We start from the raw sequence: 19,822 nt of genomic DNA, 5'->3' as shown, positions 1-19,822 counted from the left end.
CTACTTCCCCTGTTCCTTCAGCGTGGGGCGGCCGGGCTGCTCGCCGCCGCGCTCCTTGATGTACGTCTCGGTCGGGACCATCACCTTGCGCCGGAAGACGCAGACGAGGGTGCCGTCCTGCTTGTAGCCCTTGGTCTCCACGTAGACGATCCCGCGGTCGTTCTTCGACTTCGACGGGGTCTTGTCGAGGACCGTGGTCTCGCCGTAGATGGTGTCGCCGTGGAAGGTCGGCGCCACGTGCCGCAGGGACTCGATCTCCAGGTTGGCGATGGCCTTCCCGGAGACGTCCGGCACGGACATGCCGAGCAGCAGCGAGTAGATGTAGTTGCCCACGACCACGTTCTTGCCGAAGTCGGTCGTGTTCTCCGCGTAATTGCTGTCCATGTGGAGCGGGTGGTGATTCATGGTCAGCAGACAGAAGAGGTGGTCGTCGTACTCGGTGACCGTCTTCCCGGGCCAGTGCTTGTAGACCGCCCCGACCTCGAACTCTTCGTACGTGCGTCCGAACTGCATCGGGATCAGGCCTCCGGGATCTCGAACTTGGTGGTGCGCTCCATGCCGGCCGCCCGGCCCTTGCCCGCGATGACCAGGGCCATCTTGCGGCTGGCCTCGTCGATCATCTCGTCGCCGAGCATCGCGGAGCCCTTCTTGCCGCCGGCCTCCGAGGTGCACCAGTCGTACGCGTCGAGGATCAGCTCGGCGTGGTCGTAGTCCTCCTGGGAAGGGGAGAAGACCTCGTTGGCCGCGTCGACCTGACCGGGGTGCAGCACCCACTTGCCGTCGAAGCCCAGCGCGGCGGCCCGGCCGGCCACCTCGCGGTAGGCGTCCACGTCGCGGATCTGGAGGAAGGGGCCGTCGATCGCCTGGAGGTTGTGCATGCGGGCCGCCATCAGGATCCGCATCAGGATGTAGTGGTAGGCGTCCGCCGGGTAGCCGGGCGGCTGCATGCCCACGACCAGGGACTTCATGTTGATGGAGGCCATGAAGTCGGCCGGGCCGAAGATGATGGTCTCCAGCCGCGGCGAGGCGGCGGCGATCTCGTCGACGTTCACCAGACCCTTGGCGTTCTCGATCTGCGCCTCGATGCCGATCTTGCCGACCTCGAAGCCCATCGTCTTCTCGATCTGGGTCAGCAGCAGGTCCAGGGCCACGACCTGCTGGGCGTCCTGGACCTTCGGCAGCATGATGCAGTCGAGGTTCTGGCCGGCGCCCTCGACGACCGTGATGACGTCGCGGTAGGTCCAGTGGGTGGTCCAGTCGTTGACGCGCACGACGCGGGTCTTGCCGGTCCAGTCGCCGTTGTTCAGCGCGTCCACGATGGTGTGGCGGGCGCCTTCCTTGGCGAGCGGCGCGCAGGCGTCCTCCAGGTCCAGGAAGACCTGGTCGGCCGGCAGGCCCTGGGCCTTCTCCAGGAACCGCGGGTTCGAGCCGGGCACCGCGAGGCAGGAGCGACGCGGGCGAAGGCGGTTCACCGGGTGGACTGGCGTGGTCATGCGGGGACCTCCGTGCTTGCAACGAATTCGTTGTCGATGTCGAGGGGGGCGAGCTTGTTGGCCTTGCGGATCTCGTCGACGATACGGCCGATGATCTCCGTGATGCCGAAGTCCTTCGGCGTGAAGACCGCGGCGACACCCGCGGCCTTGAGCGTCACGGCGTCGGCGTTCGGAATGATGCCTCCGACGATGACGGGGATGTCACCCGCCCCCGCCAGTCGCAGCCGTTCCAGGACGTCCGGGACCAGAGCGCTGTGCGAACCGGACAGGATGGACAGTCCCACGCAGTGCACGTCCTCGGCCAGCGCCGCGGAGGAGATCTCCTCCGGCGTCAGCCTGATGCCCTGGTAGACCACCTCGAAGCCGGCGTCACGGGCCCGGACGGCGATCTGCTCGGCGCCGTTGGAGTGCCCGTCCAGACCGGGCTTGCCGACCAGCAGGCGCAGCCGGCCCGAGCCGAGCTCGTCGGCGGTGCGGGACACCTTCTCGCGGACCTCGTGCATCGGCGTGCCGGGCTCGGCGGTGACCGCCACCGGGGCCGAGGAGACCCCGGTCGGGGCGCGGAACTCGCCGAACACCTCGCGCAGGGCGCTGGACCACTCGCCGGTGGTGACACCGGCGCGGGCGCACTCCAGCGTGGCCTCCATCAGGTTCTCGGTGCCCGCCGCGGCCTCCTTGAGGCGCTCCAGCGCCTGCTGGGTGGTGGGGAAGACGAAGGGATCGCCGTTCCCCTGCCGGTCCGAGGACTCCTGACGCTCCGCCCGCCAGCGGACGATGCGCTCGACGGTGAGCGCCTCCGTTGCGGGGTCGACCGTCATGATGGCGCCGTCCAGGTCGGAGGTGAGCGGGTTCTCCTCGGTCTGCTGGAAGCAGTTGACACCGACGATCTTGTCCTCGCCGGCCTCGATCCGCGCCCGCCGCTCGGCGTGCGAGGAGACCAGCTCGCCCTTCAGGTACCCGGACTCGACGGCCGCCATGGCGCCGCCCATCTCCTGGATCCGGTCGATCTCGGCCAGGCAGTCGGCGACCAGGGAGTCGACTTTGGCCTCGATGACGTGGGATCCGGCGAAGATGTCCTCGTACTCCAGCAGGTCGCTCTCGAGCGCCAGGACCTGCTGGATGCGCAGCGACCACTGCTGGTCCCAGGGCCGGGGCAGACCCAGCGCCTCGTTCCAGGCGGGCAACTGCACGGCGCGGGCGCGGGCGTCCTTGGAGAGGGTGACCGCGAGCATCTCCAGCACGATGCGCTGGACGTTGTTCTCCGGCTGCGCCTCGGTCAGCCCCAGGGAGTTGACCTGGACGCCGTAGCGGAAGCGACGCTGCTTCGCGTTCTCGATGCCGTAGCGCTCCTTGGTGACCTTGTCCCAGATGCGGCCGAAGGCGCGCATCTTGCACATCTCCTCGATGAAGCGGACGCCCGCGTTCACGAAGAAGGAGATCCGGGCGACGACCTCGCCGAAGCGTTCCTGGGGCACCTGGCCCGAGTCGCGCACCGAGTCGAGGACCGCGATCGCCGTGGACATCGCGTACGAGATCTCCTGGACCGGGGTGGCCCCGGCCTCCTGGAGGTGGTACGAGCAGATGTTGATCGGGTTCCACTTGGGAATGTGGTTGACCGTGTACGCGATCATGTCCGTCGTCAGCCGCAGGGACGGCCCCGGCGGGAAGACGTGCGTCCCGCGCGAGAGGTACTCCTTGACGATGTCGTTCTGGGTGGTGCCCTGGAGCTGGGCGATGTCCGCGCCCTGCTCCTCGGCGGCCACCTGGTAGAGCGCCAGCAGCCACATGGCCGTGGCGTTGATCGTCATCGAGGTGTTCATCTGCTCCAGGGGTATGTCCTGGAACAGCCGCCGCATGTCGCCCAGATGGGAGACCGGGACCCCGACCCGGCCCACCTCGCCGCGGGCGAGGATGTGGTCGGGGTCGTAGCCGGTCTGCGTCGGCAGGTCGAACGCGACCGACAGGCCGGTCTGGCCCTTGGCGAGGTTGCGGCGGTACAGCTCGTTGGACGCCTCGGCCGTGGAGTGGCCGGCGTACGTCCGCATGAGCCACGGACGGTCCTTCTGGCGCTCTGTCATCTCAGGCTGTCCCTTAGGCCTTTGAACGGTCTCAGACGTTGCGGAAGCGGTTGATGGCGTCGAGGTGCTTGGCGCGCATCTCGTGGTCGCGGACGCCCAGGCCCTCCTCGGGGGCCAGCGCGAGGACGCCGACCTTGCCCTGGTGGAGGTTGCGGTGGACGTCGTAGGCGGCCTGGCCGGTCTCCTCCAGGGAGTAGACCTTCGACAGGGTGGGGTGGATCTTGCCCTTGGCGATCAGGCGGTTGGCTTCCCACGCCTCGCGGTAGTTGGCGAAGTGCGAGCCGACGATCCGCTTCAGCGACATCCACAGGTAGCGGTTGTCGTACTGGTGCATGTAGCCCGAGGTCGAGGCGCAGGTGGTGATGGTGCCGCCCTTGCGGGTGACGTACACCGAGGCGCCGAAGGTCTCGCGGCCCGGGTGCTCGAAGACGATGTCGATGTCCTCGCCGCCGGTCAGCTCGCGGATCTTGGAACCGAAGCGCTTCCACTCGCGCGGGTCCTGGGTGTGCTCGTCCTTCCAGAACTTGTAGCCCTCGGCGTTGCGGTCGATGACCGCCGTGGCGCCCATGGCCCGGCAGATGTCCGCCTTCTCGGGGCTGGAGACCACGCAGATCGGGTTGGCGCCGCCGGCCAGCGCGAACTGGGTGGCGTAGGAGCCGAGGCCGCCGCTGGCGCCCCAGATCAGGACGTTGTCGCCCTGCTTCATGCCGGCGCCGTTCTGGGAGACCAGCTGGCGGTAGGCGGTGGAGTTGACCAGACCGGGGGAGGCGGCCTCCTCCCAGCTCAGGTGGTCGGGCTTCGGCATCAGCTGGTTCGACTTGACCAGGGCGATCTCCGCCAGGCCGCCGAAGTTGGTCTCGAAGCCCCAGATGCGCTGCTCGGGGTCGAGCATCGTGTCGTTGTGGCCGTCGGAGGACTCCAGCTCGACCGAGAGGCAGTGCGCGACGACCTCGTCGCCCGGGTTCCAGGCGTTGACGCCGGGGCCGGTGCGCAGCACGACGCCCGCGAGGTCGGAACCGATGACGTGGTACGGCAGGTCGTGGCGCTTGGTGAGCTCCGACAGGCGGCCGTAGCGCTCCAGGAAGCTGAAGGTGGAGACCGGCTCGAAGATCGAGGTCCACACGGAGTTGTAGTTGACCGAGGAGGCCATGACGGCGACCAGGGCCTCGCCCGGGCCGAGCTCCGGCACCGGGACCTGGTCCAGGTGCAGGGACTTGCGCGGGTCCTTCTCGCGCGAGGTGAGCCCGGCGAACATCTCCGCCTCGTCCTTGTGCACGGTGATCGCGCGGTAGGACTCGGGAAGCGGCAGGGCCGCGAAGTCTGCTGCGGTGGCGGACTGCGACTGAATCGCGTCCAGGATGTCCTTCACGGTGAGCCTCCGGCTAGCGCTGATGAGGGTGCGCTGAGGTAAACGGGGTGCGTGGTGCGGGTGCGGTGTGCCGTCGGTCCGGCTGGTGCAGTGGTGCTGGGCGACGCCCGTGGTGAGGCGTGCGGTGCCTGGTGACGCAGGCGATCCGGGGCGCGTTCCACGCCGGGTGGGCGTGGGTCGCGGGGACATCCGGACGACTTCAACGTATGGCACCCCGTGTCACCCGGCAAGGCACCGCGTGCCAAAACTTTCTCTCATTTGCCGATTGACCTGCACCGATGAGCGATGATCGATCAGAGTTACCCGCGAGTAGGGGCAAGCCGGACAAACGAAAGTGGCCGCCCCCGGAACGGGAGCGGCCACTGTGACCAGGGGCACCCCCAGCGGTCACTGGGGGAGTGGTTCCTACTTGGCGCGCAGTGCCTCTTCGATGGTCCGCATGACCTCGTCCAGCGGAGCGTCGGTACGGGCCACTGCCACCAGCACCTCGCCCTGCGTGCGCACGGCCGCCGGAGCGGCCGGTTCCGTGCTCAGGGTGCGGCCCGCGCCGATGCCCGTACCGAACGTCTTCCGGACGATCGAGAACGCGTGGTCCAGCTGCGCCTCGACGTCCCCCTGGCCGCCCGCGCGCAGCCAGCGCCGCAGCACGTGGTTGTGGGCGGTGACCACCGCCGAGGCGGCCACCTCGGCCAGCAGCGGGTCGTCGTTGCCGTCGTGGTGGTCGTGCTCGTCGAAATGGGCCAGCAGGTAGCGGGTGAACAGCCGCTCGTACCGGGCCACGGAGGCGATCTCCCGCTCCCGCAGCGCCGGCACTTCGCGGGTCAGCCGGTAGCGCTCCACCGACACCGCCGGCGAGGCGGCGTACATCTTCATGACTTCCTTGATCCCGCGGCACACCGTGTCGAGCGGGTGCTCGTGCGCCGGGGCCACGTCCAGGACGGCCTCGGCGCGGGTCAGGGTGTCGTCGTGGTCCGGGAAGATCGCCTCTTCCTTGGACCGGAAGTGCCGGAAGAAGGTCCGCCGCGCCACCCCGGCGGTCGCGGCGATCTCGTCGACCGTCGTCGCCTCGTACCCCTTGGTCGCGAAGAGCTCCATGGCCGCGGCGGCGAGCTCGCGGCGCATCTTGAGCCGCTGGGCGGCCGCCTTGGTGCCGGCCGGACTCTCCGGGGTGTCGGAGGCCGTGGCGGCGCGGGGCGAGGTCTTGGCGGGCTGGGACATAGAGCGAAAGTACTTCATTCGTGCAGGGGTGCGCGCCTGCGGGGGGTGAGAGAGGGGTGGATGCGGGGGAGGGCCCGCACTGGGCTCGTGAGGGTTGGCCCGCCGTGAGGGTCCGGCGGGCCCGAGCAGCCCTCCCCACGCATCCGGCTCGTGGCCCGACGGATTACCGGCGGGCGGCGTACTCACGGAATCCGCGGCCGGTCTTCCGGCCCAGGCAGCCCGCCGCCACCAGGTGCTCCAGCAGCGGGGACGGGGCCAGGCCCGGGTCGCGGAACTCCTTGTGCAGGACCTTCTCGATGGCCAGCGAGACGTCCAGACCGACCACGTCGAGGAGCTCGAACGGGCCCATCGGGTAGCCGCCGCCCAGCTTCATCGCCGCGTCGATCTGGTCGATGTCGGCGTAGTGCTGCTCGACCATCTTGATCGCGTTGTTGAGGTACGGGAACAGCAGCGCGTTCACGATGAAGCCGGCCCGGTCGCCGCAGTCCACCGGGTGCTTGCGCACCTTGAGGCAGATCTCGCGGACCGTGGCGTGCACGTCGTCGGCGGTCAGGACGGTCCGGACCACCTCGACCAGCTTCATCGCCGGGGCCGGGTTGAAGAAGTGCATGCCGATCACGTCCTGCGGACGCGAGGTCACGCGGGCGACCGCGATCACCGGCAGCGAAGAGGTGGTGGTGGCCAGCACCGCACCCGGCTTGCAGACCTTGTCCAGGGTCGCGAACAGCTCCTGCTTGACCGCCAGGTCCTCGGCGACGGCCTCCACGGCCAGGTCCACCTCGGCGAAGGCGTCCAGCGATCCGGCCGGGGTGATCCGGTCCAGGGTCTGGGCCGCGCCCTCCTCGGTCAGGCGGCCCTTGGACACCGCACGGCCCAAGGACTTCCCGATCGCGGCCTTGGCGGCCTCGGCCTTCTCCTGGCTGCGGGCGGCGAGCACCACGCCGTAACCGGCCTGGGCGAAGACCTGGGCGATCCCGCTCGCCATCGTTCCCGAGCCGGCCACGCCGACCGAGCTGACGGGACGGCCGGTGCCGACCAGGGACCCGTCGAGCGGGGTCTGCAGGTCGCGGACGATCACCGAGCTGCCCGGCGCCTCGTACGTGTAGAAGCCGCGGCCGGACTTCTGCCCGGTCAGGCCCGCCTCGGCCAGCTGGCCCAGGATCGGGGCCGGGGCGTGCAGCCGGTCGCCGGAGGAGGCGTACATGGCCTCCAGGACGGTGCGGGCGGTGTCCACGCCGATCAGGTCGAGCAGCGCGAGCGGGCCCATGGGCAGCCCGCAGCCGAGCCGCATCGCCGCGTCGATGTCCTCGCGGGAGGCGTACCGCGCCTCGTACATGGCGGCGGCCTGGTTGAGGTAGCCGAAGAGCAGGCCGTCGGCGACGAAGCCGGGCCGGTCGCCGACCGGAACGGGCTCCTTGCCGAGCTCACGGGCCAGATCGGTGACCGCCTCGACGGCCGGCGGGGCGGTCAGGACGCAGGAGACGATCTCGACCAGCTTCATCGCGGGGGCGGGGTTGAAGAAGTGCAGGCCCAGCACGCGCTCGGGACGCAGGGACTCGGCGGCCATGCGCGTCACCGACAGGGCGTTGGTGCCGGTGGCCAGGATGGCGTCGGGCCGCACGATCGAGTCGAGCTCGCGGAACACCTGCTGCTTGATCTCGTACGACTCCGGGACGACCTCGATGACCAGATCGGCCTCGGCGGCGGCGCCCAGATCGGTGAAGGTGCGGAAGCGGGCGAGCACGTCGGCCCGCTCCTGCTCGGTGAGCCGCTCCCGGGCGACGGAGCGCGCGGTGGCCGCGGCGAGGGCGGTCGCGGCCCGCTGGGCGGCGGCCTCGCTGATGTCGATGCCGATGACCTCGCGGCCGGCCCGGGCGAGGACCTCGGCGATGCCGGTGCCCATCGTGCCGAGGCCGACGACGGCGATGGTCTGGAGGGTGGGCTGACTGGACTGACGGTCCATCGAGGGACTCCAGTGGATGAGGGTGACGACTGAGAGGGCGCGCGGCGCACGGCGCGCGCGGATGCCGTACGGAAGAGCCGTGCGGTGAAGGACCCGGGGTGAGCGGGCCCGCAGAGAGGTGCCCGCGGAGAACGAGTCCCTGGGGCGGAAACGGCGGAACCCTGTCCCGGGGTCACACCGTGGAGAAACGAACCGACCGGCACGAGGCGGCTGCGTCACCAGGCCGCCCTCGTACGTGTTGCAACGACAGTAACCCGCCGGTAACTGGTCCGCCAGAGCGCGGAGATGTGACCTGTACCGCCCAAATGTACCGATCATCGATCATCGATCAACGGGCTGTCTCCGATGTCCCGAAACCCGGCACGTCGACCGCTGTGTCCCCCTAAGGTGGCCGGGTGAACGACGTGCTGGAGCGCCTGCGGGCGGAGGCGGGACCGTCACCCGAGTACGAGGTGCTGCTCACGGCCGCCCCCGACGGTCTCGCCGCCTCTCTGACTTCGGCCGGGCTGCCCCTGTGGGCCCGCGAACTGGCCGCGTACCGGCTGGGCCTCGCGGGAGACCGCCGCGCCTTCGAATCCCTCGTCCTGCTCCTCAACCACCGGGACCCGGCCCGCTGCGCGGCCGCCGCCGAGGCGCTGGCCGCCCTGGACGACCCGCGCACCGCCCGCGCGGCAGCCGCCCTCGCCACCAATGCCCTGCGCACGGCCTACGCCCTGCAGCCCGTGCGCTTGCTCACCGTCCTGCGCGCCCCCGAGTCCGTACCGGCCCTGATGGCCACCCTCTCGCGGCTGCTGCACCCGCACGACCCGTACTGGCGGGTGGCACTGGCCTGCATCGAGGGTCTCGGCGCGCTCGCCGACCCCCGCGCCCGCGAACTGCTCGTCCGCGCCCAGTCCCACCCCCGGCTGGCGGTGGCGGCGACGGCCGCGCTGCGCAACCTGCGCTGAGGCGCGCGGGCCGGGGCGCGCGGGCCGGGGATCGCGGCCCGCTATGCGGCGATGACCGCGAAGGCCTCTATCTCGACCAGGAGTTCGGGCCGGAACAGCGCGGAGACCTGCACGGCCGAGGAGGCCGGGAGGCGGTCGGCCGGGATCACCGCGTCGCGGGCCTCCCGCACCGCCGGGAGGTGGGCGACGTCCGTCACGAAGTAGGTGAGCTTCACGACGTCGTCGAAACTCGCCCCCGCCGCCGCCAGGCACCGGCGCAGGTTCTCGAACACCTGCCGGGCCTGGGCGGCCGGATCCCCCTCGCCCACGACCTCGCCCCGCTCGTCGAGCGCGCACTGTCCCGACACGGCGACGAAGCGCCCCGTGCCCCACGCGACGTGGCTGTAGTGGGGGCTCGCGGCGACTCCTTCCGGCGCGGCGATGCGGGTCAGGTGGCTGCTGTGCGACGGTGTCGTGGTCATGGCCACGATCTTGCCCCTTCCCCTTCCGCCCCGACAGGGTGGACCGGGCGGGCGTCAGCCCCGGAAGCCGAGCAGGCCGTGCAGGGCCGCACCGCCCGCGGAGGCGGGCACGGCGCGGGTCGCCGTCGTCGGCTTCGGGGCCGCCTGGGCGGGGCAGGTGGCGTCCGTGGCCCTGCCGGTCGTCAGGTAGGCCGACACCTTCTCGTCCAAGCACTTGTTGCCGCTCAGGGCGATGCCGTGGTTGCCGCCGCCCTCCTCCACCACCAGGGCCGAACCCGACAGCTTCTCCCGCATGCTGAGCGCCCCCTCGAAGGGGGTCGCCGCGTCGTCCGTCGCCTGGAGCAGCAGGGCGGACGGGAGGTCGGCGTTGGTCACGTCCGGGGCCTCGAGCGGCTCCGTCGGCCAGAACGCGCACGGGGCGTTGTACCAGGCGTTGTTCCAGGTCATGAACGGCGCCTTGGCATGGGTGCGCCACATGTCCGCGCGCCACTGGTTCCAGTCCTTCGGCCAGGCCGAGTCCCGGCACTGCACCGCCGTGTAGACGCTGTAACCGTTGCCGGCGGAGGGCTCCACCGCGCCGAACCGCTCGTAGGCGGCCACCAGCGGCTTCGGGTCCTTGGCCACCGCGTACGCGGCGAAGGCCTCGGCCAGGTTCGGCCAGTAGCCGTTGTAGTACCCGCCGGGCATGAAGGTGTCCTCCAGCTCCGCCGGCCCCACCTTGCCCCCCGCCGGGCTCTCGCGCAGCGCGTCCCGCATCGCGTACCAGGCCCGCTCGACCTCCGCCGGGTCGGTGCCGAGCTTGTAGGTGGCGTCGTACTGGGCCACCCAGGCAAGGAACGCCTTGTGGCGCGCGTCGAAGGCGAGGTCCTGGGCGAGGTTGTCCTCGTACCAGACCCCGCCCGGGTCGACCACGGAGTCCAGGACGAGCCGGTGCACGCGGCCCGGGTGGAGCTTGGCGTACACCGCGCCCAGGTAGGTCCCGTACGAGTAGCCGAAGTAGCTGATCCGCTCCGCGCCGAGGGCGCCGCGCAGCGCCTCGATGTCGCGGGCGGACGAGACGGTGTCGATGTACGGCAGCACGTCCGCGTGCTTGGCCCCGCAGGACTCGGCGAAGGAGCGCACCCGGTCCAGGTTGGCCCGCTCGGTGGCCTCGTCCATGGGGACGGAGTCCGGCCGCGCGGGCTTGAAGTGCCCGGCCGCGCAGTCCAGGGCCGGCTCGCTCTTGCCGACGCCCCGGGGGTCGAAGCCGATCACGTCGTACTGGGCGGCCACCTCCTTGGGCAGGGCGGAGGCGATGTATCCGGCCAGGCTGCGGCCGCTGCCGCCCGGGCCGCCCGGGTTGACCAGCAGCGGGCCCTGGGAGGTGGGGCCGGTGTGGGGGACCCGGGTCAGGGCGAGGGTGATCTGGCGGCCGTCCGGACGTGCGTGGTCGAGGGGCACCTTGAGGGACGCGCACTGCAGCGTGGGGTACCGCGGGGTGGTGCAGCCGGTCCAGCGCAGCGCCGCCTGCGCGGGCGCCTGCGCGGGCGCCTGCGCGGCCGGATCGGCCGGGGCGGCGGGCGCGGCCGTCACCGGGCTCGCGAGCGCGGCGGCGACGGTGGAGATCGACAGCAGGACAGCGGCGCGCTTCTTCAAGGGGTGGAGCATGGGGCCTCCCAGCCGAGGGTTCTGGGCGGAATCGTCCCGGAAACCACGCCTGGAAGGCGGGATTGGGCCGCCGATTGGCCCGATGTGATGACCGTTCAGGCGGCGCCGGCCGTCACAGGAGGCTGAGCTGCGTGGCCCCGGCGGGCGCGGAGCCGTCCGGCCGCTCCGGCGTGACGATCTTGCGGGCCTCGCCCCGGCGGGCCGGGCCGATGCCGAATTCGGCCGCCAGTTCGTGGACTTGGCGGGTGATCCGGCGTTGGTACCAGGTGGGCGCGTACGACCCGCCCGCGTACATCCGCTCGTACCGGGGGACCAGGTGGGGGTGGTGGGCGCCCAGCCAGGCCGTGAACCACTCGCGCGCGCCGGGCCGCAGATGGAGTACCAGGGGTGTCACGGAGGTCGCGCCGGCCTCGGCCACGGCCCGTACGGTCGCCCGCAGCTGCTCCGGGGAGTCCCCGAGGAAGGGGATCACCGGGGCCATCAGCACCCCGCACTCGATCCCGGCGTCGGTGAGCGCCCGCACGGCGCCCAGCCGGGCGGCGGGGGAGGGGGTGCCCGGCTCGACGGTCCGCCAGAGCCCGGTGTCGGTGAAGCCGACCGAGACCGATATGCCGACCTCGGTGACCTCGGCGGCCTCCCGCAGCAGGGGGAGGTCGCGCAAGATCAGCGTGCCCTTGGTGAGGATCGAGAACGGGTTGGCGCGGTCGCGCAGGGCTTCGATGATCCCGGGCATCAGCCCGTAGCGGCCCTCGGCGCGCTGGTAACAGTCGACGTTGGTGCCCATGGCGATGTGCGCGCCGGTCCAGCGGGGCGAGGCGAGCTCGCGGCGCAGCAGTTCGGGGGCGTTGGTCTTGACGACGATCTGCGAGTCGAACCCGATGCCGGTGTCGAGGTCGAGATAGCTGTGCGTCTTGCGGGCGAAGCAGTACACGCAGGCGTGGCTGCATCCCCGGTAGGGGTTCACGGTCCATTCGAACGGCATGCGGGAGGCGCCGGGCACGCGGTTGACGATCGACCGGGCGCGTACCTCGTGGAAGGTGATCCCCCGGAACTCGGGGGTGTCGATGGTCCGGGTCACGACGGCGTCGGCCCCGAAGAGCGCGGCCGGCCCCGCGGACCCCTCGGTCAGGTTCTCCCAGCGCACGGTGCGCCTCCCTCGGTAGCTCTGCGCCGAGAATAGAACAAATGTTCCCATGATCGTGCGGGCCTCGAAAATAGCTGGTCGGCGCTGCGGCCGGCGTGTGAGGCTGCGCCGCATGGCGGGATACAGACTGACGGTGTGCCTTCCGGGCGGGGCCCGGGACCGGCTGGTGGAAGCGGTCGGCGAGGCGATGGCGCCCTTCGAGATCGGGGGGCCGCGGCCCTACTCGGACGACCTGTGGATCTGGGACCACTGGTGGATCACGGGCGGCGCGGACGACGGCGGCTACCCGATCCGTCCCGGTCACGAAGCGGACCCCCGGATCGTTCACGACCAGCCGCTGCGGGACGGCACCCGGAGGCCGAGCCGACCGGGCTGGTGCACGGGCGGGCCGCGCGGACTGCTCGCCTTGGGCGAGCCGCAGCAGCGGGCCGCCGAACTGGCCGGCATCGCCTGGGACCGCTGGCACGAGATGGCGGCGGAGCACCCGCCGGGCCGGCCGTGGGAGGAGTTCGCCCCGGCGTCGGCGTTGGCGCCGGAAACGGCGCACGACCTCCGCGTCGACGCCGAAGCCCGGCACGCGGGCTGGGAGAGGTACCTCGCGCAGCCGCCCGCCCCCGCCTTTCGCGAGTGGCTCGCCGGGCTGCCGGACCATCTGGATACCGGGTTCTTCGGCAATGTCCTGCGCCGCGAGGACGACCCTCTCGGGAGGGTCGGCGGCTACGGCCGGGAGGAATTCCTCGCCTTCGGCGCCGACCGGGCGGTCGCGCACGGCAACGTGCTGACCCTCGACGGTTGGTGGTGCGAGCAGGGCTACGATCCCGTCCACGGTGCCTGCGACGACCAGGACGCCTGTCCGCACACTCCGCCGTACGCGCAACGGCCGGGGGCGGGAGAGGCCCACCTCGCCGGCCTCCCGGACGACACCCTCCTCGTGTACGTCCGCTGCCACGTCTGATCCGGATTTGGGCCACCGGCCCGGAGGTGGTTGGCTTCGCCGTGACGAGCGATCACAACTGCTGGAGGAACAGCTATGGCGCAGGTCGAGGCCACCACGGAGCGGATCATCGCGGCCGACGCGGAGACCGTGTTCGACGCGCTGGCGGACTACACCGGGACCCGCGGGAAGCTGCTGCCCGAGCACTTCAGCGAGTACGAGGTGCGCGAGGGCGGCGACGGCGAGGGCACCCTGGTGCACTGGAAGCTCCAGGCCACCAGCAAGCGCGTGCGCGACTGCCTGCTCGAGGTCAGCGAGCCGACCGACGGCGAACTGGTGGAGAAGGACCGCAACTCCTCCATGGTCACCACCTGGCGGGTCACCCCGGCCGGTGAGGGCAAGTCCAAGGCCGTGGTCACCACCGTCTGGAACGGCGCCGGCGGCATCGGCGGCTTCTTCGAGCGCACCTTCGCGCCCAAGGGCCTCGGCCGGATCTACGACTCCGTGCTGGAGAACCTGGCCACCGAAGTGGAGCGCTGAGCAACGGCGTTGACGGTGGGGCCGGCACAGCGGCCTCACCGGATCGGGTGAACCCGGAGCGCCCGCGCACCACAGCTCGCTCGGTCGAGGGGCGGACGCGCCGACGGGCGGACTGCGCCGACGCGCCGACGGCTCGTGAGACGGACGGCTCACGACCGGGATACCGCGCAGCGACGGCCGCGCACCGACGGGCCGCGCGGCGGGGGTCGCGCACCGCGCGCCGCGCCGGGGCGCGAGCCCCACGGCCACCGGGGGTCTCGGCGGCTAGGGTGGCACTCTGAGCGCAACCGACCGCCCGGGGGCCTGATGAAGATCCTCATCTCCGCCGACATGGAAGGCGCCACCGGCGTCACCTGGCCCGCGGACGTGCTGCCCGGAACCCCGCAGTGGGAACGCTGCCGCGCGATGTTCACCTCCGACGTCAACGCCGCCGTGCTCGGCTTCTACGACGGCGGAGCCGACCAGGTCCTCATCAACGAGGCGCACTGGACCATGCGCAACCTGCTGCTGGAGAAGCTCGACGCCCGCGCCGAGATGATCACCGGCCGCCACAAGACCCTCTCCATGGTCGAGGGCGTCCAGCACGGCGATGTCGACGGCATCGCCTTCGTCGGCTACCACACCGGGGCCGGCTCCGAGGGGGTCCTCGCCCACACCTACCTCGCCAACTCCATCACCGGAGTCTGGGTCAACGGGACCCGCGCCAGCGAGGGCTTGCTCAACGCGCACGTCGTCGCCGAGTACGGGGTCCCCGTCATCCTGGTCACGGGCGACGACCTGACCTGCGTGGACGCCGCCGGATACGCCCCCGGAGCCGCGACCGTCGCCGTCAAGGACCACGTCTCGCGCTACGCCGCCGTGTGCCGCACCCCGGCCCGTACCGCCGCCGACATCCGGGCCGCGGCCAAGGAGGCCACCGCCCTGGCCGTGCGCCACGATCCGGTCCGCGGCGGCCCCTTCACCGTGGAGCTGGAGTTCGACGCCGCGCACCTGGCCATGTCCGCCACCGTGGTCCCCGGCGTGGAGCGGTCCGGGGAGCGCAAGGTCGCGTACACCAGCGACACCATGTACGAGGGGATCCGGGCCTTCAAAGCGGTCACGACGGTCGTCTCGGCGGCCGTGGAGGAGCAGTATGGCTGACATGTGCGCAATCAACGCCGAGATCCCCGCCGGTGCAGGCGCCGGAGCCGTCGACACCGCGGAGCCGGTGGACGCGGCGGGCACATCGGCCGGCGTCGACGTGCTGGGCGTGGCGGACGTGGTGGACGCGGTGGCTCTCGACGAGGCCGTCGAGTTCACCTCCGGCCTCATCCGGATCGACACCACCAACCGGGGCGGCGGCGACTGCCGCGAGCGCCCCGCCGCCGAGTACGTCGCCGAGCGGCTCGCCGCCGCCGGCCTGGAGCCGCTCCTGCTGGAACGCACCCCCGGCCGCACCAACGTGGTCGCCCGGATCGAGGGCACCGACCCCTCCGCCGAGGCCCTCCTCGTCCACGGCCACCTCGACGTGGTCCCTGCCGAGGCCGCCGACTGGAGCGTTGACCCCTTCTCCGGCGAGGTGCGCGACGGCGTGGTCTGGGGGCGCGGCGCCGTCGACATGAAGAACATGGACGCGATGGTGCTGGCCGTCGTACGGGCCTGGGCACGCGCGGGAGTGAAGCCGCGCCGGGACATCGTGATCGCCTACACCGCCGACGAGGAGGACAGCGCGGTCGACGGCTCCGGCTTCCTCGCCGACCACCACCCGCACCTCTTCGAAGGCTGCACCGAGGGCATCAGCGAGTCCGGGGCCTTCACCGTGCACGACGGCCCCGGCGGCCGCGCCCTCTACCCGATCGCGGCGGGGGAGCGCGGGACCGCCTGGCTGAAGCTGACCGCGCACGGCACCGCAGGTCACGGCTCCAAGCCGAACAGGGCCAACGCCGTCAGCCGGCTCGCCGCCGCCGTCGCGCGGATCGGCGCGTACGACTGGCCGGTCCGGCTCACCGACACCGTCACCGCCTGCATCGTCGAACTCGCCGCCCTACAGGGCCTGTCGGTGGACCCGCGGCGGCCGGACCTCGACGTCGACGCGCTCCTCGACCGGCTCGGCCCGGCCGGCGCGCTGGTCCGCGCCACCGTGCGCAACAGCGCCAACCCGACCATGCTCAGCGCCGGTTACAAGCTCAACGTGATCCCCGAGCACGCCACCGGCTATGTCGACGGCCGGACCGTGCCCGGCGGCGAGGCCGAGTTCACCGCCACCCTCGACGCCCTCACCGGCCCCGACGTGCGCTGGGAGTTCCACCACCGGGAGGTCGCCCTCCAAGCCCCCGTGGACGGCCGGACGTACGGGATCCTGCGCGAGTCGGTCGAACGGTTCGACCCGGCCGGCCACGTGATCCCGTTCTGCATGGCGGGAGGCACCGACGCCAAGCAGTTCTCCCGCCTCGGCATCACCGGCTACGGCTTCTCCCCGCTGAAGCTGCCGCCCGACTTCGACTACTGGGCCCTCTTCCACGGCGTGGACGAGCGGGTGCCCGTAGACGCCCTGCACTTCGGCGTCCGCGTCCTCGACCACGCGCTGCGGACCCTGTGAACGGGGCCCGGTGATGGCGGCGACGACCCGGCCCTACGGCAGCTGGCCCTCACCCATCGACGCGGGCCTCGCCGCCTGTCTCGACGGGCGGCCCGAGTACCTCGGCACGGTCGGCCCCGAGGTGTGGTGGACCGAACCCCGGCCCGAGGAGGCCGGCCGCCGTACCCTGGTGCGCCGCCGCCTCGCCGACGGCGGGCCCGAGATCACCGAACTCCCCGCCCCGTGGAACGTGCGCAGCCGCGTCACCGAGTACGGCGGCCTGCCCTGGGCCGGGGTCGAACGGCCCGCCGGCGGCCCCCTGCTGGTCTTCGTCCACTTCGCCGACCAGCGGCTGTACGCGTACGAGCCCGACGCCCCCGGTGGCCCCGAGCCGCGGCCCCTGACCCCGGTCTCCCGGACCGGCGGCGGCCTGCGCTGGGCCGACCCGGTGCTGCGCGGCGACGAGGTCTGGTGCGTGCTGGAGGAGTTCACCGGGCCCGCGCCGACCGATGTGCGCCGGGTGCTGGCCGCCGTACCGCTGGACGGCTCGGCGGCCGGGAACCGCGGCGCGGTGCGGGAGCTGACGCACGACCGGTACCGGTTCACCACCGGGCCCCGGCTCTCCCCGGACGGCCGGCGGGCCGCCTGGCTGGTGTGGGACCACCCCTCGATGCCGTGGGACGGTACCGAGCTCAGGGTGGCCGAGGTCACCGGGGACGGGGAGCTCGCCGACGCACGGACCGTACTCGGCGGCCCCGACGAGGCCGTCGCCCAGGTCGAGTGGACGGCCGAAGGGACCCTCCTCGCGGTCAGCGACCGCGGCGGCTGGTGGAACCCGTACGGGGTGGACCCGCGGACCGGCTGGGCGATCAACCTCTGCCCGCGGGAGGAGGAGTTCGGCGGCCCGCTGTGGAAGCCGGGGCTGCGCTGGCTCGCCCCGCTCCCCGGGGACACCCCGCACCCGGCGGGCTCGCCGCCCGGGCTCGTCGCCGTCCTGCACGGGCAGGGCTCCTCGGTGCTCGGCATCCTCGACCCGGAGAGCGGCGACCTGGTGGACGCCGCCGGGCCGTGGACCGCCTGGCAGCCGACCCTCGCCGTGCACGGCACCCGCGTCTACGGCGTCGCCGCCAGCCCGCGCAGCGCGTACGAGGTGGTCGAGCTGGACACCGCGACCGGGCACGCCCGGGCGGTCGGCGGGCAACGCCCGGACCCGGTGGACCCGGCCTACTACCCGGAGCCGCAGAGCCGCACCTTCCTCGGCCCCGACAACCGCCAGATCCACGCGCACGTCTACCCGCCGCACCACCCGGCCGTCCGGGCCGCCGCCGACGAACTGCCCCCGTACGTGGTCTGGGCGCACGGCGGACCCACCGACCACGTGCCGCCCGTACTCGACCTGCACATCGCCTACTTCACCTCGCGCGGCATCGGCGTGGTCGAGGTGAACTACGGGGGTTCCACCGGATACGGCCGCGCCTACCGGGAGCGGCTGCGCGAGCAATGGGGCGTGGTGGACGTGGAGGACTGCGCGTCGGTCGCCCGCGCGCTGGCCGCCGAGGGCACCGCCGACCCCGCCCGGCTCGCCATCCGCGGCGGCAGCGCGGGCGGCTGGACCGCGGCGGCCTCGCTGGCCGCCACCGACCTGTACGCGTGCGCGGCGATCATCTACCCGGTGCTGGACCTGGTGGGCTTCGCCGAGGAGACCCACGACTTGGAATCGCGCTACATCGACAGCCTGGCCGGGCCGCCGCAGACCCTGGCCGTACTCAACCGCGAGCGTTCCCCGGTGGCCCGCGCCGACGGGATCACGGCGCCGTTCGTGCTCCTCCAGGGGCTGGAGGACCCGGTCTGCCCGCCGGCCCAGGCGGAGCGGCTGCTCGACGCCCTGCGGGACCGGCCGGTGCCGCACGCGTACGTGACCTTCGAGGGCGAGGGTCACGGCTTCCGGCGGGCCGACACCATGATCCGCGCGCTGGAGGCAGAACTCTCCCTGTACGCGCAGGTCTTCGGGATCGAACGCACCGACGTGCCGCGGCTGGAACTGGACGGCTAGCGGGTGCGCAGGCTCCGGGCGACGGAGCCGAGCAGCAGGGCGCCGGGGGCGATGCCCGCGACGGCCGCGATGACGGCGAGGGAGGCCCCGCAGGCGACCAGGACCAGACCGGCGGCGCCGCAGGCGGCCATCGCGGCTGCCAGCGGCCGGAGCGACGGCATGCGCCAGACGGCGGCGAGACCGAAGAAGTGCAGGCCGACGACCAGGCTGAGCCAGGGCACCGCGGCCTGCGGGGCGTGGAACACGAGGTTGATGACGAGGAAACCGGCCAGCGCGACGGCGACTTCGGCGGCCACCACGAGGAGGAAGCGCCGCCCGAACCGCCTCGGCGCGGCCCCGCCCTCGCCGCCGGCGGGAGGCGTCCGTACCCTGCGCAGCGCGACGAACAGCCAGACGAACGAGGCGATCGCGAGGACGCACACCGGCACGGCGGCGGCCGTGGGCAGGGCGCCGGCATTGGCCAGGACGAAGACGAGCCCGAATATCGCGCCGATGAGTCGGCCTGCTTGATTCGATGTCACGTCGCCAGTCTCACTAGAAGTTGATCATTGGGCAAAAAGCCAGACCCGCAGCGGACCGATGGCGGCGAAGCCGGCCCGGACCGCCGCCTCCAGGTCCTCCCCGTGCTCGTAGCCGACCACGTCCAGCTCCGGCCACCGGTCGGAGACCGCGCCGAGGACACCCGCCCAGGCGGCCCCGAACAGGTTGGACACGCCGACCACACCCCCGCCGGTGCTGGCCACGGCCCCGGCGACGATCCGGCCGTCGGCGCGCCCGGCCAGGAAGACGATCCCCTCGCCGAGCAGGCCCGGCCGGAACGGCCCGCCGCCCCCGGCGGCCTCCCAGGCCGCCAGCTCCTCGGCGCCAGAGACCTCGGACCACTCCAGCCCGGCCGCCTCCGCCTCCGCTTCGGGGAGCGGCGCCCCGGCGGGCCGATGGATCCACTGCGCCTCGAACAGCACCTCGAAGCCCGCCCCGACCAGGTCCAGGTCGGCGAAGCTGTCCTTCACGGAGCAGCCGTGGGAGGCGATGTCGACGCCCCGGACCACGTTCCGCGCCGGTACACCCGGTTCCAGCGTCACGGCATCCGGATACAACGGCGGAGTCCGCCGCGCACTGGACCACAGCTGCTCGCCGTCGTACCGCGGCGCCAGCCCGTGCGCCCGACACACCGCGTCGCACCAGGCGGCGTTGTTCACCGCGGCCCTGCGGAGCAGGCCCATCCTCGCCTCGTCCATGATCACCCGGCCGATGCTGCCACACGACCCGGCCTGACATCAGGCCCATGCGCCGGCCGAGCCACGCGGCGCCTGTCACCGCATGCACGAATATGATCACCACCCCGAAACCCGCCGAGGTGATTCGCCGAACCATGCGGTCTTGACGATGCCTGACTCGAAATGGCCGTGCGCACGGCC

Annotated in this window: 17 protein-coding genes; 6 read left to right on the top strand and 11 right to left on the bottom strand. The window is 72.1% G+C overall.

The window, feature by feature from the left end; genetic code table 11:
* The 6 genes from OG386_RS10630 to OG386_RS10605 all read right to left on the bottom strand — a co-directional run bounded on the left by OG386_RS10630 (nucleotide 1) and on the right by OG386_RS10605 (nucleotide 8,121).
* Nucleotides 1-513, bottom strand: a complete 513-nt coding sequence (locus tag OG386_RS10630; RefSeq protein ID WP_030010163.1) for a MaoC family dehydratase — start codon at nucleotides 511-513, stop codon at nucleotides 1-3.
* 5 nt (nucleotides 514-518) lie between these two features.
* Nucleotides 519-1,493 carry an HpcH/HpaI aldolase/citrate lyase family protein gene (locus OG386_RS10625; protein ID WP_266606348.1) on the bottom strand — a complete coding sequence of 325 codons (975 nt, stop codon included), beginning with the start codon at nucleotides 1,491-1,493 and terminating at the stop codon, nucleotides 519-521.
* Nucleotides 1,490-3,571 (bottom strand): protein meaA, encoded by a 2,082-nt coding sequence (locus OG386_RS10620; protein WP_328787926.1) that lies wholly within the window; start codon nucleotides 3,569-3,571, stop codon nucleotides 1,490-1,492. The genes OG386_RS10625 and OG386_RS10620 overlap by 4 nt, the downstream gene beginning before the upstream one ends.
* A gap of 31 nt (nucleotides 3,572-3,602) precedes the next feature.
* Nucleotides 3,603-4,940: a crotonyl-CoA carboxylase/reductase gene (gene ccrA / locus OG386_RS10615; protein WP_328787925.1), complete on the bottom strand. Its 1,338-nt coding sequence runs from the start codon at nucleotides 4,938-4,940 to the stop codon at nucleotides 3,603-3,605.
* A gap of 405 nt (nucleotides 4,941-5,345) precedes the next feature.
* Nucleotides 5,346-6,158 carry a TetR family transcriptional regulator gene (locus tag OG386_RS10610; RefSeq protein ID WP_266606351.1) on the bottom strand — a complete coding sequence of 271 codons (813 nt, stop codon included), beginning with the start codon at nucleotides 6,156-6,158 and terminating at the stop codon, nucleotides 5,346-5,348.
* A gap of 163 nt (nucleotides 6,159-6,321) precedes the next feature.
* Nucleotides 6,322-8,121, bottom strand: coding sequence for a 3-hydroxyacyl-CoA dehydrogenase family protein (locus OG386_RS10605; protein ID WP_328787924.1), 1,800 nt, complete (start codon nucleotides 8,119-8,121; stop codon nucleotides 6,322-6,324).
* Between the two features lie 395 nt (nucleotides 8,122-8,516).
* Here OG386_RS10605 and OG386_RS10600 point away from each other — a divergent pair, with 395 nt between their 5' ends.
* Complete coding sequence (locus OG386_RS10600) at nucleotides 8,517-9,068, top strand: adenylosuccinate lyase (protein ID WP_328787923.1); 552 nt, start codon at nucleotides 8,517-8,519, stop codon at nucleotides 9,066-9,068.
* A gap of 41 nt (nucleotides 9,069-9,109) precedes the next feature.
* Here the strand turns inward: OG386_RS10600 and OG386_RS10595 are convergent, their stop codons facing one another.
* The 3 genes from OG386_RS10595 to OG386_RS10585 all read right to left on the bottom strand — a co-directional run bounded on the left by OG386_RS10595 (nucleotide 9,110) and on the right by OG386_RS10585 (nucleotide 12,320).
* Nucleotides 9,110-9,529: a RidA family protein gene (locus OG386_RS10595; RefSeq protein ID WP_328787922.1), complete on the bottom strand. Its 420-nt coding sequence runs from the start codon at nucleotides 9,527-9,529 to the stop codon at nucleotides 9,110-9,112.
* 54 nt (nucleotides 9,530-9,583) lie between these two features.
* Nucleotides 9,584-11,176, bottom strand: a complete 1,593-nt coding sequence (locus OG386_RS10590) for an alpha/beta hydrolase (RefSeq protein ID WP_328787921.1) — start codon at nucleotides 11,174-11,176, stop codon at nucleotides 9,584-9,586.
* A 112-nt stretch (nucleotides 11,177-11,288) separates the two neighbouring features.
* Entirely contained in the window at nucleotides 11,289-12,320 is a 1,032-nt protein-coding gene (locus OG386_RS10585) for an Rv2578c family radical SAM protein (protein WP_328787920.1), read from the bottom strand.
* Between the two features lie 112 nt (nucleotides 12,321-12,432).
* Between OG386_RS10585 and OG386_RS10580 the strand changes: the two genes are divergently transcribed.
* The 5 genes from OG386_RS10580 to OG386_RS10560 all read left to right on the top strand — a co-directional run bounded on the left by OG386_RS10580 (nucleotide 12,433) and on the right by OG386_RS10560 (nucleotide 18,404).
* Entirely contained in the window at nucleotides 12,433-13,275 is an 843-nt protein-coding gene (locus OG386_RS10580) for a hypothetical protein (RefSeq protein WP_328787919.1), read from the top strand.
* A gap of 75 nt (nucleotides 13,276-13,350) precedes the next feature.
* Nucleotides 13,351-13,794 carry an SRPBCC family protein gene (locus tag OG386_RS10575; RefSeq protein ID WP_030729835.1) on the top strand — a complete coding sequence of 148 codons (444 nt, stop codon included), beginning with the start codon at nucleotides 13,351-13,353 and terminating at the stop codon, nucleotides 13,792-13,794.
* A gap of 306 nt (nucleotides 13,795-14,100) precedes the next feature.
* Nucleotides 14,101-14,934 carry a M55 family metallopeptidase gene (locus OG386_RS10570; protein ID WP_328787918.1) on the top strand — a complete coding sequence of 278 codons (834 nt, stop codon included), beginning with the start codon at nucleotides 14,101-14,103 and terminating at the stop codon, nucleotides 14,932-14,934.
* Between the two features lies 1 nt (nucleotide 14,935).
* The gene (locus tag OG386_RS10565; protein WP_405789366.1) at nucleotides 14,936-16,372 is read left to right on the top strand and encodes a M20/M25/M40 family metallo-hydrolase; all 1,437 of its coding nucleotides are present in this window, start codon (nucleotides 14,936-14,938) and stop codon (nucleotides 16,370-16,372) included.
* Between the two features lie 13 nt (nucleotides 16,373-16,385).
* Nucleotides 16,386-18,404, top strand: a complete 2,019-nt coding sequence (locus tag OG386_RS10560) for a S9 family peptidase (protein WP_328787917.1) — start codon at nucleotides 16,386-16,388, stop codon at nucleotides 18,402-18,404.
* Here the strand turns inward: OG386_RS10560 and OG386_RS10555 are convergent.
* Nucleotides 18,401-18,925, bottom strand: coding sequence for a hypothetical protein (locus tag OG386_RS10555; RefSeq protein ID WP_328787916.1), 525 nt, complete (start codon nucleotides 18,923-18,925; stop codon nucleotides 18,401-18,403). The genes OG386_RS10560 and OG386_RS10555 overlap by 4 nt on opposite strands.
* A 24-nt stretch (nucleotides 18,926-18,949) precedes the next feature.
* Nucleotides 18,950-19,642 (bottom strand): hypothetical protein, encoded by a 693-nt coding sequence (locus OG386_RS10550; RefSeq protein WP_328787915.1) that lies wholly within the window; start codon nucleotides 19,640-19,642, stop codon nucleotides 18,950-18,952.
* Between the last annotated feature and the right edge of the window lie 180 nt (nucleotides 19,643-19,822).

Origin of the sequence: Streptomyces sp. NBC_00273 (genome assembly GCF_036178145.1) — a bacterium.
Lineage (GTDB): Bacteria > Actinomycetota > Actinomycetes > Streptomycetales > Streptomycetaceae > Streptomyces.
This window is presented reverse-complemented; position numbering and strand designations above follow the sequence as displayed.

Excerpts from the sequence above, each read along its gene's own strand:
- OG386_RS10595 (WP_328787922.1), bottom strand. The coding sequence starts at position 9,529 with ATGACCACGACACCGTCGCACAGCAGCCACCTGACCCGCATCGCCGCG.
- OG386_RS10565 (WP_405789366.1), top strand. The coding sequence starts at position 14,936 with ATGTGCGCAATCAACGCCGAGATCCCCGCCGGTGCAGGCGCCGGAGCC.
- OG386_RS10610 (WP_266606351.1), bottom strand. The coding sequence starts at position 6,158 with ATGTCCCAGCCCGCCAAGACCTCGCCCCGCGCCGCCACGGCCTCCGAC.
- OG386_RS10570 (WP_328787918.1), top strand. The coding sequence starts at position 14,101 with ATGAAGATCCTCATCTCCGCCGACATGGAAGGCGCCACCGGCGTCACC.
- OG386_RS10620 (WP_328787926.1), bottom strand. The coding sequence starts at position 3,571 with ATGACAGAGCGCCAGAAGGACCGTCCGTGGCTCATGCGGACGTACGCC.
- OG386_RS10605 (WP_328787924.1), bottom strand. The coding sequence starts at position 8,121 with ATGGACCGTCAGTCCAGTCAGCCCACCCTCCAGACCATCGCCGTCGTC.
- OG386_RS10580 (WP_328787919.1), top strand. The coding sequence starts at position 12,433 with ATGGCGGGATACAGACTGACGGTGTGCCTTCCGGGCGGGGCCCGGGAC.
- OG386_RS10560 (WP_328787917.1), top strand. The coding sequence starts at position 16,386 with ATGGCGGCGACGACCCGGCCCTACGGCAGCTGGCCCTCACCCATCGAC.
- OG386_RS10630 (WP_030010163.1), bottom strand. The coding sequence starts at position 513 with ATGCAGTTCGGACGCACGTACGAAGAGTTCGAGGTCGGGGCGGTCTAC.
- OG386_RS10550 (WP_328787915.1), bottom strand. The coding sequence starts at position 19,642 with ATGGACGAGGCGAGGATGGGCCTGCTCCGCAGGGCCGCGGTGAACAAC.
- OG386_RS10625 (WP_266606348.1), bottom strand. The coding sequence starts at position 1,493 with ATGACCACGCCAGTCCACCCGGTGAACCGCCTTCGCCCGCGTCGCTCC.
- OG386_RS10575 (WP_030729835.1), top strand. The coding sequence starts at position 13,351 with ATGGCGCAGGTCGAGGCCACCACGGAGCGGATCATCGCGGCCGACGCG.
- OG386_RS10590 (WP_328787921.1), bottom strand. The coding sequence starts at position 11,176 with ATGCTCCACCCCTTGAAGAAGCGCGCCGCTGTCCTGCTGTCGATCTCC.